Raw genomic sequence first — 14,926 nt, forward strand, 5'->3', positions numbered from 1 at the left:
CGGAAAAGACACACTTTTCTTTACTTAACCCTGAATAGGTAATCCCAGTCATCGGCGCTCTCCTTATCGGCGGAGGGTCAACGGCTGGGATTGATAGCAACCACTTTAATTGCGCTTCGTAATCGAGTCAATGCCTACAACCCCAGCTCCGCTCGCACCGCAGCCACAAACTCGCTGGTAGTCGCAGTGCCGCCGAGGTCTGGCGTCGGTGCAGTGCGCGTCGCGGCGTAGACGGCCTCGCGCAGCTTGGCAGCGGGCGCAAGTTCTGAGGTCGGTGCCCCAAGGTGCTCCGCGCACATAGCCGTAGAGAGCAAAAACGCAGCCGGGTTGGCAATGCCATGCCCCGCAATGTCAGGTGCCGAACCGTGCACCGGCTCGAACACCGCGAAGTTGTCGCCCACATTCGCCGATGCCGCCAGCCCCAGCCCGCCAATCAGGCCTGCGCCGATGTCACTGAGGATGTCACCGATGAGGTTCTCCGCGATGATGACATCAAAGCGCGCTGGGTCGGTCACTAGCTGCATTGCCACGGCATCCGCATTGGCAAAATCGAATGTGACCTGCGAATACTCCTCAGCCACCTGCTCAACTGCCCCGCGAATCACACGCGCAGAGTCCCGCAGGATATTCGGTTTGTCCGCCACCGTCACCGTCGGCGTGGCCTCCGAATCGAGGTTTGCCGCCTGCCGCGCGAGAGCCAACTTGGCCGCCTGTCGCGCAAGGCGGTGCCACGCAAAGGACGTCGTCACGCGCAAAGAAACCGCAACGTCGCCACGCTTATCGACGGCGCGGGCCACCGTCGAGTCCTCTGCCACCTCTGCCCACAGGTGGTGGTGCGGGGAGTCGGCCGGGGCGTCGTGAGGCGGAAGGAGATAGTCGTGGCTGTAGAGGCCCTCGGTGTTTTCGCGAACGATGGTGAAGTCGGCAGTCGCGCCGGGCAGGGTGACCGGGCGGATGTTGGTGAAGAGATCGAGGCGCTGGCGCAGCTGGAGAACAGGGGAGCGGTAGGTCAGGCCGGTATCGCGCAGATGCGGTGCTAGTTCTTCCTCAGCCTCGCGAGCGGGCTTGGAGGTAATCGCCGCGAGCAGAGCGGCGTCGCTGCGTCCGAGTGTTTCCCAAGTTTCCTGCGGGACGGGATTGCCGTGCGCGCACCACTGGGACCAGCCAATTTGTGCCTCTGTCAGCTCCCAGTGCGGGAAGACATCGGCGATGAGTCCTCGGCAGGCATCGGTGATTTCAGGGCCGATGCCGTCGCCGGGCAGGAGTGTGATGCGGCGCGGTGCCGCTTCTAAAGCAGTCGCAGGCTGGTCGGTTTCCATGGCTCTTAGCCTAGGACTGCGACGCCTGCGCGTGTGCGGTTTGGCTACTTTGCGAAAGTAACCGGGATCTCGGTGATGTCCTCGAAGCCCTCGCTGTGGTCACCGAAGAGCTTCAGCACGCAGTCCTGCTGGGTGCAGTCCACGGCCTCGCCGGTGGGCACAACGCTGAGCTCGAAGTGTGCGGTGTTGTCGTCGGCGATGGTGGTGGTGCCGCCGGACTTCTTGGTAATCCACTGCTGCGACTGGGTGCCGGCACTGCGGTCACCGGTGCAGTCCGGGACGGGGTTGCCTGGAGCCTTCTCGGCGGCGCAGAGTGCGGCGTAGTAGCCGTAGTCGGGGTCGAGACCAGACAGGTCGACGGAGATGACATCGCCCTCGGAGAGGTCGTTGACCGGCTCGGCCTCCATGGTTACTTCGCCGGCGCTGGCGTCGGTTTCTTGATCTGCAGCCGAGCTGGTGGTTTCCGAGGCGTTGGTAGCATCCTGCGCGGCATCGGACGCGTCATCTGTGCCACAGGCGGCGAGAAGTGGAAGTGCGGCGACGGCCGGGATAGCTAGGAGAGCTGCGCGACGCTGGAGTGTGCGAGTAGTCATGGGCGGTAACGTCCTTCCGAAAATTGTAGAAATTACTATCTTTGTTTAAGGGTAGGCTAACCTAGAACTAAAAGATAGCCTAAGATTCTTTGGGTGAGTAGAGCAAAGTCCTTTTTAAGCTCTTTGTTACTAGTGTTAGTCGTTATTTAGTCATTCTTTTTGTCGTCTATCTCCGTGCAGCGTCAGCTCACAGAGGGGGAATATGTTCACCGTGCCTGCCTGTCGCGTTCGCAGTCTTGCCGGAACACTGCTGAGTGTTGTCCTAGTCGCAGGACTAGTCGCCTGTGGTTCCGATGATGCCGCGAGGGAGGGGGCATCGTCGTCAAGCGCTGGCGTGACGACGGTTCCGCGCGCCGACAACATTTCCGCTCACGGTGCCGCGCATGCGAACCTGCCTTCGGAAAACCCCGAAGTGCTGCTGAAAGACCCGAAACCGGCGGCGGACAAGGACTACCAGCGTATTCTCACGCTTGACCGGGCGGGAGCACTCAGTCGTGCGGTCTACACGCTTGGTCTCGGAGACCGTCTGGTGGGGCGCGACGCCACCTCCGATTTCCCGGCGGTAAAGGATTTGCCGAACCTCACCATCGGCGGGCATGCGGTCAATGCTGAGTCGGTGATGAAGCTGAAGCCGGAGCTCATCATTACCGATGGCTCGATTGGCCCCAGCCGCGTGTTCGACACGTTTGAAAAAGCGGGGATCACCGTCGTCCATGTGTCGGACGAGCGCACTCCCGAGACCATCAACACGCTTATCGACGAGGTTGCGGGCGCAGTCGGCCTGGCTGACCAAGTTGGCCCGGTGAAGGAGCACCTGGACAAGGAGCTGGCGGCTGCGACCGAGTACGCGCAGGCCAAGGCCGATGGCCGCAAGATGATGATTCTGTATGTGCGCGGAACCGGTGTGGCCATGATTGCGGGACCGGATTCTGGTGGGCGTTCTCTGATCACTCGTCTCGGCGGTGTTGATGCCGGTGAGGGCGTGGGTATTGAGGGTGCGTTCACGCCGATTACTCCGGAGTCCCTGATTGCTGCGGCTCCAGACACCATCCTGGTTATGTCTGGTGGCCTGGAGTCCGTCGGCGGGATTGAAGGCTTGAAGGAAATCCCGGGCATCGCACAGACCCCGGCGGGCCAGAATGAGTCCGTTGTGGACGTGCCCGATTCGCAGCTGCTGTCCTTTGACTCGCAGTCGCCGCGTGCGATTCGCGCCATTGCGGATGCTCTCTACGGTGGCGGTGCTGGTGATGGCGCTGACAAGACTGCGGGAAAGTGACTGGCTGAGCAATGCAGACAACCGCGAACAAAACTAGTCCGTTCAGACAGGTGGCCGTTTTCATTGGACTCGCCCTAGCGCTGGTGCTGGCAATAGGTTGGTCGGCCTCCGTGGGGCAGTTCGGCGCTACCATCGGCGAATCACTGAGCTCAATGGTGAGGCTAGTGTTCAATGGCGGTCTCGGTGACGCGCCAGAGCCCATCGACACCGTGCTGTGGCAAGTGCGACTGCCGCGCATCGCGCTGGCCTGCCTCGTTGGCGCGGGGCTCGCCCTCGCAGGTGTGGCGCTGCAAGCGGTGTTCGGCAACCCGCTTGCCGAACCCGGCCTCATCGGCGTTTCCTCCGGCGCCGCGGTCGGCGCTGCCACCGCCACAGTTTTGGGCACCGCCGCCGGGCTTTCCGGAGTGCTCGGCGGAGTGTTGAGTGTCTTCGCCAGCAGCTGGGCCATTGCGGTCTCAGCTTTTATTGGTGGCGCGGTAGCCACGGCTATTGTGGCCGCCAATGCGCACGGTGGCCGCGATATCGCTCGAATCATTCTGGTCGGTGTGGCTGTGAACTCCATCTGTGGTGGTCTGGTTTCGCTCCTGACATTCGTAGCCTCCACGGCTGCCCGCGACCGCATTGTGTTCTGGCAGATGGGCTCGTTTGCCAGTGCCACCTGGACGCAGGTTGTCATTATTACGTTGGTGACAGTTCCGGCCGTGATTGCCATGTGGGTCAGCTACCGCAAGCTGGACATTCTGAGTCTTGGTGAAGCGCAAGCCCGCCACCTGGGTATTAACGTCGTCACGCTGCGTCGCGCCATCATTTTTGGCACGTCCCTGGTCGTGGCGGCTGGAGTGGCATTTTCCGGCATCATCGTCTTCATCGGCCTGGTCGTGCCGCACGCTGCACGACTGCTGCTGGGACCAGCGCATCGCACGCTGATTCCCGCATGCATCCTCGGCGGCGCGCTGGCCACAACGCTGGCCGACCTCGCGGCCCGCACCATGATCACCGGTGCGGACCTGCCGCTGGGAATGCTCACCTCGATTGTCGGTGGCCCACTGTTCTTCTGGCTGCTCCTGCGTTCGAAGAGGGCGGTGCACTAATGGAAATTCACTCTGGCCTGGGTATTTCTGCCGAAAATGTCAGCATCACCCTGGGTGGTCACCGCATCCTCAACGATATTTCCGTGGTCGCCGAGCCCGGAAAAGTCACCGCGCTGGTCGGCCCGAATGGTGCTGGAAAGTCGACACTGCTCGCAGCGCTTTCTGGCGACCATGAGCTCAGCGGCGGCAACGTCCGGATTGGCGAGCACTCCATTGCCGAGCTCTCCATCGCCGACCTGGCCCGCTACCGCGCCGTCCTGGTACAGAGCCAAGAACTGTCCGTGCCATTCACCAGCCGTGAAGTCATCGACTTCGGACGCAACCCCTGGGGCTGCCCGAACGAGGAGCTGCTCGCGGAAGTGATCACTGAATGCGACGTCGCGCACCTCCTTGACCGGGAAGTCCCGACCCTCTCCGGCGGCGAGCGCGCCCGCGTCCACAGCGCACGCGTGTTCTACCAGGACACTCCCGTCGTGCTTCTCGACGAACCGACTGCAGCCCTGGACCTCCACCACGCCGAAAAAATCATGGGAATGATGCGCGCCCGCGCGGCGGCGGGCAAAGCCGTGGTCGTGGTCCTGCACGATTTGTCCGCCGCAGCGGCGTATGCCGATCACGTTGTGGTGGTGGCGCAGGGGCGCGTCGTAAAGCAAGGACCGCCTGCGGAAACCCTGGATGCACAGACCGTCAGCGAAGTCTACGGCATCGGTGTGGAAGTGCTTCAGGACTCCGCGGGCAACCCCGTGCTGGTGCCTCAGCGCGCGAGCCACAATCTCTCACCCCAGTCTCCGAACCTCACAGAGAAAGAAGAAAACCATGGTTGAAAACACGATTAAAGAAGGTGACAAGCAGGCTGCTCAGCCCCTGGCAGAACGACTCAAAGTGGAGACTGCGGGTGTCCACAGTGAAGCGGAGAACTCCGACTTCATGTCGAGGCTGCTTGCGGGTGAACTGAATGCGCAGGCGGCCATCGATCTAACTGGTCAGCTGTACTTTGTGTACGAAGCGTTGGAGCAGGCCGTGCGGTCCACTGCGGAGTCGCCGCAGGTCAGCGCGGTCTACGATGCGCAGCTGGAGCGCCTGGAGGCTCTGGCGGCCGACCTTGAACATTTGGTGGGGCCTGACTGGCGGGAAAAGATCTCGCCAGTGGAGGCGACAAAGAACTACGTGGCCGAGCTTCGTGAAATCGAAAGCAACGGCAACGCCAACGCCGCATTGGCACACCATTACGTTCGCTACCTGGGCGATCTTTCTGGTGGCCAGGTGATTGCGTCCATGCTGGCCAAGCACTACGGCATCGGTGCGGAGGGAACCCGATTCTATGACTTCTCCGCGATCGGAAAAATTAAGCCCTACCGCGACGGCTACCGACAGAGTCTGTCTGAGCTGGGCATTTCGGATGCCGACAAAGATGCCGTGGTTGACGAGGCGAAAAAGGCATTTCGTCTCAACCGGGCCATTTTCCACGACCTAGCTGGCGGCCTAGACGACGCAGTGGCGTAGGTCGCGGACTGGAGTGCTGTGACCGTGGCGGTGGGCGGTATGCGTTAGCCGATGTACACCACTGCGTTACGGCCGCCCGTGCACTTGATGTTGCTGCCAGCAGGACGGCACCACATGTTGTAGGTCAGGCCAGTCGTTGGGCTGTAGGCCGTGATGGTGCCGGATTCCGCACCAGTGGAATTGCGATAGCGGACGTAGGCGCTGTGTACATTTCGAACGAACGGATCGCTCGTTGAGGACGTGCCCTTCCATGCGCTGGAGAGGTTGCCGCCAGCCAGGCCCGATGAGCGAGACGAGCCCGAATTACCGGATGAGCCACTCGAATCTTGAACAACCACGGTCTCAGTCTGTGTGACCGGTGGGTTGGGCTGGCTCGAAGCATCGGCAGCGGCCTGTGTAGTGGCAGCCGTCTGTGTGTCGGCCGCAGTTACCGAGTCATCTTTACTCAGGGTGACATAAAGTACCGCGCCAACCAGGCCCAGCAGGACCACGACCAGCACTGAAATGAGCGCAATCATTGCGCCGGAAGTACCTGATCTTTGCTGCGGATACGCCGGGGCTGTGTAAGCGAAAGTTGGTGCCGGCTGCGCAGCGAATTGGGGCTGCGGCTGTGGTTGGGGTTGAGGTGCCTGGTTCGGGTACACGGGGCCGAAAGAACCGGTGGAAGGATTCGAATTGTAGTTGGGGTCTGAGCTGGGGAACTCGTTATGCGACATGCTGGACGTACCAATCACGAGGAGGAAGTGTTCCCCCTGTGATGAGCCCAACCCGCGTAGCGAATGGTGTTCCATCCCCTGGGGACACGGTTAACGGCTTTTATTGTATTACTGGGAAAACTGTAAAGCATGTTAGGAGACGCATGTTGTCCGCAAAATGCGGCAAGGACGGGTTTAGCTAGACCCGAAATGAGGTGGTGAGCTTCAAATGAGGTTGTGACCATCGAGAAACTGCCTAAGTTTATGTCAGTTTCGGCACTAATTTCTGCTTGTTTTTGTCATAAACCTAGTCAGTAACTTGTGAGCCGGCCCAAGACTCCGGGCTGCACATGCGAAACTGGGGTGCGCGTGAAACCCCACGGCCATTTTTCGGCCGTTTTGTTCATGCGCACCCCAGTTTGTTGCGAGGTGTAGCTGGTAGCTGCCTATTGGTTAGCTGCTTAGTGGCTACATCCCCAGGATTTCCTTGAGTTCGGCCTTAATCTGGTCGAGCCGCTCGGCCGCGGCCACGTGCGGAATCGCGGCCGAAGCGACCGGCAGCACGACTTCCAGGTAGCACTTCAGCTTCGGTTCCGTGCCGGAAGGCCGGGCAATGACGCGGTCGTTGGCCTCGGTGAGGATGAGAATGCCGTCGGTAGGCGGGATGTGATAGCTCTCGCCCTTGGCGTCGACCATGTCAAGGCCATCGTTCATGTCTGTGACCTGCGTGACCTTCGCTCCGGCCAGTTGTGCAGGCGGGTTGGCGCGCAGAGTGTCCATGCCCTTGGTGATCAGCGAGCGGTCCTCGACACGGAAGGTCAACGGTGCGGTCTTGTAGAGACCATGGGCACGGGCGACATCATCCAGAAGGTCCTGGATGCCAAGACCCTGGCCCTTCAGCCGCGCCACCGCGTCAGCGACACGCACCGCCGCGGATACGCCGTCTTTGTCTCGCACGACTGCCGGGTCAGTGCAGTAGCCAATGGCCTCCTCGTAGCCGAAGACGAGCCCGTCCACACCAGCAATCCACTTAAAGCCGGTCAGTGTAGCGCGATAATTCAGTCCGTGACCTGCGGCAATCTTGCCCAGCAGGCGTGAGGACACAATCGAGTTAGCCATTGTGGCCGGGAACTCTGCGCCCTCATCATTGGTCACGGTCGCAATCCCACGGGCCTCCGCATCCGCAGCGATGACTTCACCCAGAAACGCACCGATGTCGTCGCCGGAGAGCTGTCGCCAGCCGCCATCGACGCCGCTGTCCGGAATAGCTACCGAGCAGCGGTCCGCATCCGGATCAGCCGCGATGATGACATCCGCGTCTTCAGCACGTGCCAGCTCAAACGCAAGATCCAGCGCACCGGCTTCCTCCGGGTTCGGGAACGATACCGTCGGGAACTCCGGATCCGGCGCGAACTGCTTCTCGACCACGCTGACATTCGAGAAACCTGCCGCGTTCAGTGTGCGCACGATGGTCTCGCCGCCGACGCCATGCATCGGGGTGAGGACAATCTTCGCTGCCTGCTTCTCTTCGCTTGACGACGTCGTTGCGAGCGCAGCCGCCCGTTTCACATAGGCGTCCAGTAGTTCAGGACCAACCTGCTCGACGGCATCGAAGTCACGCGGGACCTCATCAGCTGGTGGAGCAGCGGCGATGGCTTCCGCAATCTGCTTGTCATGGGGCGCGATAATCTGGACGCCTCGGCGGGAATCAGACTCCACCGCGCGGCCACCGAGGTAAACCTTGTAGCCATTGTCCTTCGGCGGATTGTGGCTGGCTGTGACCATAATGCCGGCATCGGCATTGAGGTGGCGTACGGCAAAGGCGGTCACCGGTGTGGGCAGCTGCTGCGGCAGAGCCAGGGCCTTGCCGCCGGCTGCGGCGACAACCGCGGCGGCATCTCGGTGAAAATCAGCGGAGCCGTGGCGGGCATCGCAACCAATGACCACGGTGAAGTCGTCGCCCACAATGTTCTTCAGATGCGCAACCAGGCCAGCGGTGGCACGGATGACCGTGGCACGGTTCATGCGGGACTGACCAGCTGCAACGACACCGCGAAGACCTGCAGTGCCGAATTCGAGTGGCCCGGCGAAACGGCTTTCCAGCTCGGCAATCGCATCGGGGTTGGCGGCCTTGGCTTCGTCGTAAAGCGAAGAGAGCTCGGCGGCGGTGGCCTCGTCCGGATCGTGGGCGATCCAATCGGTGATGGTGGCTTGTAGCTGTTCGGAGAGCATCGGGGTTCGCCTACTTCAGACCATTGAGGACGGCGGCGGAGGAGGAAAGGCCCAGGCGGGAGGCGCCAGCGGCGATCATTTCCTCAGCGGCAGCGGCATCGCGGATACCGCCAGAGGCCTTGACGCCCAGGCGGTCGCCCACGGTTTCGCGCATGAGCTTCACGGCGTGAGCGGAAGCGCCGCCGGCCGGGTGGAAGCCTGTGGAGGTCTTGACGAAGTCTGCGCCTGCGGACTCGGAGGCCTTGCAAGCTGCGATGATTTCCTCATCGGTCAGGGCGGCCGACTCGATGATGACCTTCAGGATCTTGCCCGGAATGGCATCGCGAACAGCCTTGATTTCGGCCTCGAGGTCGTCGAAGCGGTGCTCCTTGGCGAAGGCGATGTTGATGACCATGTCGACTTCTTCAGCGCCATCGGCCACAGCGCGAGCGGCTTCAGCGGCCTTGATCTCGGCCTTTACCGCGCCGGAGGGGAAGCCGACGACAGTGGCGATGTGCAGGCCCTCAGGCACCTCGACTGGGAGCTGCGAGGGGGAGATGCAGATGGAGTAGGTGCCGAGCTTGCCGGCCTCAGCGATAAGAGCCTTGACCTGGTCAGAGGTGGCTTCTGGCTTGAGCAGGGTGTGGTCAATCATCTTGGCAACATCAGCGCGGGAAGTCATGGGAGAAATCAAGTCCTTTCGGAAATTTGGGAGAGAGCTTAAAAGTAGGGAGGTGGCGGGCTCGAGGCGGGAAGTGGCGCCGGCGCGAGTCTGTCAGTAATTTTCTAGGACACGCGATCGAGGATAATCTCGCGCTCGGCTGTCGGCGCGGTGTCGCCGATTTCAATGCCCGGCTCGATGGACTCGAGAGCGCGCTCGAACTTATCCGGAGTTTCAGTGTGCAGCGTGAGCAGCTTCTGACCCTTGACCACCTTGTCTCCCGGCTTGGCGAAAATCTCAATACCGGCAGTGGCCTGCACCGGATCATCCTTACGCGCACGTCCCGCGCCCAAGCGCCAGGAACCAACGCCGAGAGCGAGTGCATCCAGCTTGGTCAGGTAACCGTCGGCCTGCGCAACCACATCGTGCGTGTGAGGTGCCACCGGCAACGCGGCATCCGGATCGCCGCCCTGAGCGCGGATCATCTTCTTCCACGAATCCATTGCGCGGCCGTCCTTCAGAGCCTGCTCCACGTCGGCATCGTGCACGCCGGCCAGCTCCAGCATGTTTCGGGCCAGTTCACAGGTCAGCTCCACGACGTCTGCGGGGCCGCCGCCGGCGAGAACCTCCACCGATTCGCGGACCTCGAGGGCGTTGCCGATGGTCAGGCCCAGCGGAGTGGACATGTCCGTCAGTAGCGCGCGGGTGTTCACGCCCGCATCGTTGCCCAGGTCAACCATGGTGCGGGCCAGTTCGCGGGCCTGATTCAGATCCTTCATGAAGGCGCCCGAGCCGACCTTGACATCCAGCACCAAGCTGGAGGTGCCCTCCGCAATCTTCTTGGACATGATCGACGAGGCAATCAGCGGAATGCAGTCCACCGTCGAGGTGATGTCACGCAGCGCGTAAATCTTTTTATCCGCAGGTGCCAGGCCCGCACCGGCTGCTGCGACGACCGCGCCGGAATCCTCCAGGATCTGCATCAAGCGGTCATTCGGAACATCAGCCTGCCAGCCCGGAATGGATTCCAGCTTGTCCAGGGTGCCGCCGGTGTGGCCGAGGCCGCGGCCGGACAGCTGCGGGACGGCCACGCCGTAGGAGGACACCAGTGGGCCCAGCGGCAGTGTGATCTTGTCGCCGACACCACCGGTGGAGTGCTTGTCCGTGGTGGGCTTGCTCAGCGATGCGAAGCTCATGGTCTCGCCCGAGTCAATCATCGCCTGAGTCCAATCCACAATTTCGCGACGGTTCATGCCGCGGATAAAGATGGCCATGTTCAGCGCCGCCATCTGTTCATCGCCCACGACGCCGCGAGTGTAGGCGTCAATGACCCAGGAAATCTCTTCCGGACTGAGTTCACCGCCATCACGCTTTACCTTGATGACGTCAACTACATCGAACTTTTCAGCCATTGTTCGCTCCTTTTATAGGCGATTGTGCTTAGCGATATTGGTCTTGTGAACTCTGCTGATTCCGATTATCATCAGCACTAGAACAAATGTCAATAGTTAACTTTCCATTTGTACCCACATAAGTATGTTTGCATAAACACCTCGCACAGGCTCGGGGAGGGAGAGCACAATGTCCCACATCTCAGACGAAGAACTACTGGCTAAGGCCTACGCAGCCACGGAAAACTCGTACGTCCCCTATTCAGGTTTTCCGGTCGGTGCCGCACTTCTGCTTGACGACGGCACGGTGGTCACAGGCTGCAACGTGGAAAATGCGTCCTATGGGTTGACCAACTGCGCAGAGCGCACAGCCGTGTTCCGCATGGTCGCGGAGCACGGCGGCAACCATAAGATTGCGGCCTGTGCCATTGTCGGGCGAAAGGCGGCACCGTGCCACCCCTGTGGTGCCTGTCGGCAGGTCCTGCACGAATTTGGGTGCAAGCGTGTCATTGTGGAATCCGAGCGCCCGGAAAATGGTGGTTTAGGCGCTCCGGCCAGCATCGACTTCGAAAAAATTCTCCCTTACGCCTTTGGTCCCGAGGACCTGTAGGCATCATCACCACAGCCTCTTTTATCAAGAAAGAAGACCTTAGTCATGGATAGACTGCAAGGCTTACTGGGCATCATCCTCGTCATCGGATTTGCCATTGCTATCTCAAAGAACAGGAAAGCCATTAACTGGCGCACGCTCGGCGTTGGCCTGCTGCTGCAAGCGGTGTTCGCGCTGGTAGTGCTGAAGTGGGAACCCGGCTTCCAGGCGTTGAAGAGCGTCGCCGGTGCCATTGAGAAGATGATCGACTTTACAAATGAGGGCACCTCATTTGTCTTCGGTAATCTTTTCGACGGCACGGGGAAAAACTTCGTCTTCGTGCTCAACGTGCTGCCAGTGATCATCTTCCTGGGCGCAGTCCTCGGTGCCCTCTACTACCTGCGGGTAGTGCAGTACTTCGTTGAGTATGTCGGGTCCGCACTGAAGTTCATTATGGGAACCTCGAAGGTAGAGTCCGTCTTCGCTTCCACGGTGATTTTCCTCGGGCAGTCGGAGGCTCCGCTCGTCGTTAAGCCGTATATTCCGAAACTGACCAAGTCGGAGCTGTTCGCATGTATGTCGGGCGGTTTTGCTTCGGTGGCCGGATCGACGTTGATTGGTTACTCCCTGCTCGGTGCGCCATTGGAGTACCTGCTGGCGGCATCGGTAATGAACGCGCCGGGCTCGCTGCTGATTGCGAAGACTTTCTGGCCGGAGACGGAGGAATCCGATCTGGATGCGTCGGTGAAGGATGTCCGCGACACTGAGTCGAAGAACGTCATTGACGCGCTAGGATCGGGTGCGTTGGCCGGCGGTCGTATCGCTGTGGTTGTGGCATGTCTGTTGATTGCGTTCATCGCTGTGATTGCGATGCTGTCGGCCATGATTGGCGGCATCGGCGGCTGGTTCGGTCAGGAAAACTGGTCACTGGAGGGGCTGTTCGGCCTGATCTTCGCGCCGATTGCCTGGTTGATTGGTGTGCCGTGGGAGAACGCAGGGCTGGTCGGTAGCTTCATTGGTGAGAAGACGATTCTGAACGAGTTCGTCGGCTACACCTCGTTCTCGGAGCACGTCGACTCGCTGGATCCGAAGTCCATCATGCTGGCGACCTTCGCCCTGGCTGGCTTCGCCAACCTGTCTTCCATTGCAATTCAGATCGGTTCCTTCGGTGCGCTATCGCCGGAGCGTCGCGGTGAGATTGCCAAGAACGGTCCGCTGGCGCTGATTGCGGGCCTGTGCACCAACCTGCTCAACGCTGCAATTGTGGGTGTGATTGCGCTATAGCTCTTCCTCAGTTCGGAATTCGGCCGCCTGCTTTTCTAGATTCTGATGGATTTTCTGCTCGCCCTCGGCGGCAGCGGTAGCTCGAGGCGGAAGCTGGATGTATCGCTCTGAGGGCAGGCCAGCGCGCAGTTGGCGCATCCTCTCAACCTCGGCATCCAGCTTGAAGCCGAAGACCACGACCACATTAATGCTCCAGAGTGCGGTCATCAGCGCGATAACCGCACCCATGGCGCCATAGGGATTCGAAGCCGCAAAGTTGAATAAGTACAGCTGGAGCGCCTTGCCGATGATCAGCGAGCTAATAATTGCCAGTGCCGAACCTGTGCTGAGCCAGCGGAATTTGCGCATGCGCACGTTCGGCGTGAAGTAGTACAGCGAGCCAATCAGAATCATCGACATGACGATAATCACCGGCCAGCGCACCCAACTCCAGACGGAGATGCAGAAGTCAATAATTTGGCGCGTGGTCGATTCAATACCCAATGGGCGGGCAACCGGTTCGACAATGGTGATAACTAGCTGGTCATTGACAATAATCGCAATGAGCAGTACCACAGTGCCGATTAACAGCAGCAGCGTAATGGCGACCATGAGCAGGTGGTAGCGAATCAGCGTGCGACCTTCGGAAACACCGTAGATGGAGTTCGCCGTGCGCGAAAAAGCGCGCGTGTAGGCCGAGGACGAAATCAGTGCAAAGACAATACCGATAGTCAGTGCGACAAGACCGCCCGTGGCGGAGCCGATAATCGTTGAAATGACATTGCGGATCGGTTCGGCATACTCAGCCGGAATGTAGCTGCGGATGAAATCTTCGGTCAGTCGGTTGAGGTCTTCTGTATAGCCGGCCAGCATCAGCGTGGCAATCGAATAAATCGCAAGCAGTGCGGGCGCGAAGGTCAACACCGTGTAGTAGGTCAACTTCGCGGCAGCGTCGAAACCGAGCTCCAAGAAAAATTCGATACCCGCACGCTTGAGGGCGTAGAGCGCTCCTTTCCACCCCACGGGTGGCAACTTCTTCGCGGACTGGGCAAATGATGCGTCCGCCGACTCGTAGGCCTGGAGTGTGTGCTTGATTTGCTGTGCTGGTGACACCTAAAGAATCGTCCTCTCCGACCGGACAGCGGCTGCAACATATATGCGGACATGTGCGCTCGCTTAAGTCTATCGGTCGAAGAGGACAAAGACGCTTCTCGGGCCCGGGTGTCAGTTCTTTGTACTGATGCGTCCCGAGACAGCTAATCCGTGGCAGAGGGAGGGGTGGAGCTAGTGGGTGAGTCTGGCGAGCCCGGTGAGTCCGATGAGTCGAGCGAAAGTAGGCGCTCGGCGGTGGCATCGTCAATGACCAAGTGAGTGGCCAACTTTGTTCGAAGGGCCACATCGATAGCCTCGGCCTTGTGTGCGCCACCGGCCACAAGTACCCGAGTGGGGATCCGGCGCAGGTCAGAGAGGCTGATACCTACCGTGCGGGCATCGACCTCTGGCAGCGCAATGCCACCGTCCGGGCGGTAGAAGCGTGAGCAGGCATCGCCCACTGCGCGCTCCACGAGTAAGTCCTTTTCGGTTGCCGACAGCTGCCCCAAGTTCAAGGCCAGCGAATCATGGTCGACTGCGCCGACAGTGAAAACGGCAATGTCCACCGTCCGGCCAAGCGCCAAAACGCTGGCGATGAACCGATCCTGTTCCACGATGCGCTTGGTCTCGACCGAATCGAAAATCACCGGCAGCGGCAATGTGCGGGCATAGGCGTGGAAAGCGTGGCAGAAACCGCCAATAGTGCGGATGTCGTTCGTGGACTTATCAGAGTGGCTCATTCCTCCCTTGAGCTGCACAATTTCCACGCCCGAGACATCCTTGGACTTCAATTGCGTGGATACGGAGTACATGGTCTTACCCCACGAAACACCGACGAGGGTACCGTCGACCACCAGCTCGTCGAGAAGCTCGGCGCCCACACGCCCCAACTCGCGGAGTAAGACTGCGTTGCCAGCGCGTGCCGGTTGCGCCAGGCGCACATCGTTGAGCTGGTAGCGATCCCGCATCTGCGTCGCGGTCTCTGAGGCTTCCTCGCGCGGGTCGTGGATTTCAATGCGCACGTAACCGCGCTCACGGCCAAGGTTGAGCAGTTTAGAGACCGTTGGGCGGGAAACCCCGAGTTCGGTTGCAACCTGAGACTGTGTGAGCCCCTCGCCGTAATAGAGCTTGACGGCGGTGAGTGCCTGGATGTCGCGACTGTCCACAGCGGCCTCCTCCAACAAGAGCACTTAGCAAGCGCACTTGTAACAGGAACCTCGCTTGATTGTGGCCCTGCCCGAC

14 protein-coding genes are annotated in these 14,926 nt (G+C 60.4%); 6 read left to right on the forward strand and 8 right to left on the reverse strand.

Going from position 1 to position 14,926, the window contains the following annotated elements; genetic code table 11:
- Positions 1-134: 134 nt before the first annotated feature.
- Both HMPREF2787_RS00225 and HMPREF2787_RS00230 read right to left on the reverse strand, forming a co-directional pair.
- On the reverse strand, positions 135-1,319 hold the full coding sequence (locus tag HMPREF2787_RS00225; RefSeq protein WP_049189799.1) for an isocitrate/isopropylmalate family dehydrogenase: 1,185 nt from the start codon (positions 1,317-1,319) through the stop codon (positions 135-137).
- 44 nt (positions 1,320-1,363) lie between these two features.
- Positions 1,364-1,912 carry a neocarzinostatin apoprotein domain-containing protein gene (locus tag HMPREF2787_RS00230; protein ID WP_070858080.1) on the reverse strand — a complete coding sequence of 183 codons (549 nt, stop codon included), beginning with the start codon at positions 1,910-1,912 and terminating at the stop codon, positions 1,364-1,366.
- 202 nt (positions 1,913-2,114) lie between these two features.
- Between HMPREF2787_RS00230 and HMPREF2787_RS00235 the strand changes: the two genes are divergently transcribed.
- From HMPREF2787_RS00235 to HMPREF2787_RS00250, 4 genes are read left to right on the forward strand one after another with little or no spacing between them, the layout of a single operon-like run.
- Positions 2,115-3,188 carry a heme/hemin ABC transporter substrate-binding protein gene (locus HMPREF2787_RS00235; protein WP_070858081.1) on the forward strand — a complete coding sequence of 358 codons (1,074 nt, stop codon included), beginning with the start codon at positions 2,115-2,117 and terminating at the stop codon, positions 3,186-3,188.
- A gap of 11 nt (positions 3,189-3,199) precedes the next feature.
- A complete protein-coding gene (locus tag HMPREF2787_RS00240) occupies positions 3,200-4,279 on the forward strand; it encodes a FecCD family ABC transporter permease (RefSeq protein WP_049172506.1) in 1,080 nt (359 codons plus the stop codon).
- Positions 4,279-5,103 (forward strand): heme ABC transporter ATP-binding protein, encoded by an 825-nt coding sequence (locus tag HMPREF2787_RS00245; RefSeq protein WP_083325582.1) that lies wholly within the window; start codon positions 4,279-4,281, stop codon positions 5,101-5,103. The genes HMPREF2787_RS00240 and HMPREF2787_RS00245 overlap by 1 nt, the downstream gene beginning before the upstream one ends.
- Complete coding sequence (locus tag HMPREF2787_RS00250) at positions 5,096-5,782, forward strand: biliverdin-producing heme oxygenase (RefSeq protein WP_070642739.1); 687 nt, start codon at positions 5,096-5,098, stop codon at positions 5,780-5,782. The genes HMPREF2787_RS00245 and HMPREF2787_RS00250 overlap by 8 nt, the downstream gene beginning before the upstream one ends.
- Before the next feature lie 44 nt (positions 5,783-5,826).
- Here the strand turns inward: HMPREF2787_RS00250 and HMPREF2787_RS00255 are convergent, their stop codons facing one another.
- From HMPREF2787_RS00255 to HMPREF2787_RS00270, 4 genes are all read right to left on the reverse strand, one after another.
- Positions 5,827-6,516, reverse strand: coding sequence for a hypothetical protein (locus HMPREF2787_RS00255; RefSeq protein WP_246824108.1), 690 nt, complete (start codon positions 6,514-6,516; stop codon positions 5,827-5,829).
- Positions 6,517-6,945: 429 nt separating this feature from the next.
- Positions 6,946-8,709 carry a phospho-sugar mutase gene (locus HMPREF2787_RS00260; RefSeq protein WP_070858083.1) on the reverse strand — a complete coding sequence of 588 codons (1,764 nt, stop codon included), beginning with the start codon at positions 8,707-8,709 and terminating at the stop codon, positions 6,946-6,948.
- A gap of 10 nt (positions 8,710-8,719) precedes the next feature.
- Positions 8,720-9,370 (reverse strand): deoxyribose-phosphate aldolase, encoded by a 651-nt coding sequence (deoC, locus tag HMPREF2787_RS00265; protein ID WP_070858084.1) that lies wholly within the window; start codon positions 9,368-9,370, stop codon positions 8,720-8,722.
- Between the two features lie 104 nt (positions 9,371-9,474).
- Entirely contained in the window at positions 9,475-10,761 is a 1,287-nt protein-coding gene (locus tag HMPREF2787_RS00270) for a thymidine phosphorylase (protein WP_016421814.1), read from the reverse strand.
- 169 nt (positions 10,762-10,930) lie between these two features.
- Here HMPREF2787_RS00270 and HMPREF2787_RS00275 point away from each other — a divergent pair, with 169 nt between their 5' ends.
- Entirely contained in the window at positions 10,931-11,350 is a 420-nt protein-coding gene (locus HMPREF2787_RS00275; RefSeq protein ID WP_049189792.1) for a cytidine deaminase, read from the forward strand.
- 45 nt (positions 11,351-11,395) lie between these two features.
- Positions 11,396-12,613, forward strand: coding sequence for a NupC/NupG family nucleoside CNT transporter (locus HMPREF2787_RS00280; protein WP_048732023.1), 1,218 nt, complete (start codon positions 11,396-11,398; stop codon positions 12,611-12,613).
- Here HMPREF2787_RS00280 and HMPREF2787_RS00285 read toward each other — a convergent pair.
- Together HMPREF2787_RS00285 and HMPREF2787_RS00290 are read right to left on the reverse strand one after the other, a co-directional pair.
- A complete protein-coding gene (locus tag HMPREF2787_RS00285) occupies positions 12,608-13,705 on the reverse strand; it encodes a YihY/virulence factor BrkB family protein (RefSeq protein WP_070858085.1) in 1,098 nt (365 codons plus the stop codon). The two genes, HMPREF2787_RS00280 and HMPREF2787_RS00285, sit on opposite strands and share 6 nt — an antisense overlap.
- A 143-nt stretch (positions 13,706-13,848) precedes the next feature.
- Positions 13,849-14,850 (reverse strand): sugar-binding transcriptional regulator, encoded by a 1,002-nt coding sequence (locus HMPREF2787_RS00290; RefSeq protein ID WP_070858113.1) that lies wholly within the window; start codon positions 14,848-14,850, stop codon positions 13,849-13,851.
- Between the last annotated feature and the right edge of the window lie 76 nt (positions 14,851-14,926).

Source organism: Corynebacterium sp. HMSC061H03, from assembly GCF_001838215.1.
Classification (GTDB): Bacteria; Actinomycetota; Actinomycetes; order Mycobacteriales; family Mycobacteriaceae; genus Corynebacterium; species Corynebacterium jeikeium_D.

Bases quoted from the DNA above. Each gene is read 5' to 3' on its own strand.
- HMPREF2787_RS00250 (WP_070642739.1), top strand. From the start codon at position 5,096: ATGGTTGAAAACACGATTAAAGAAGGTGACAAGCAGGCTGCTCAGCCC.
- HMPREF2787_RS00275 (WP_049189792.1), top strand. From the start codon at position 10,931: ATGTCCCACATCTCAGACGAAGAACTACTGGCTAAGGCCTACGCAGCC.
- HMPREF2787_RS00225 (WP_049189799.1), bottom strand. From the start codon at position 1,319: ATGGAAACCGACCAGCCTGCGACTGCTTTAGAAGCGGCACCGCGCCGC.
- HMPREF2787_RS00245 (WP_083325582.1), top strand. From the start codon at position 4,279: ATGGAAATTCACTCTGGCCTGGGTATTTCTGCCGAAAATGTCAGCATC.
- deoC (WP_070858084.1), bottom strand. From the start codon at position 9,370: ATGACTTCCCGCGCTGATGTTGCCAAGATGATTGACCACACCCTGCTC.
- HMPREF2787_RS00280 (WP_048732023.1), top strand. From the start codon at position 11,396: ATGGATAGACTGCAAGGCTTACTGGGCATCATCCTCGTCATCGGATTT.
- HMPREF2787_RS00230 (WP_070858080.1), bottom strand. From the start codon at position 1,912: ATGACTACTCGCACACTCCAGCGTCGCGCAGCTCTCCTAGCTATCCCG.
- HMPREF2787_RS00235 (WP_070858081.1), top strand. From the start codon at position 2,115: ATGTTCACCGTGCCTGCCTGTCGCGTTCGCAGTCTTGCCGGAACACTG.
- HMPREF2787_RS00240 (WP_049172506.1), top strand. From the start codon at position 3,200: ATGCAGACAACCGCGAACAAAACTAGTCCGTTCAGACAGGTGGCCGTT.
- HMPREF2787_RS00260 (WP_070858083.1), bottom strand. From the start codon at position 8,709: ATGCTCTCCGAACAGCTACAAGCCACCATCACCGATTGGATCGCCCAC.
- HMPREF2787_RS00270 (WP_016421814.1), bottom strand. From the start codon at position 10,761: ATGGCTGAAAAGTTCGATGTAGTTGACGTCATCAAGGTAAAGCGTGAT.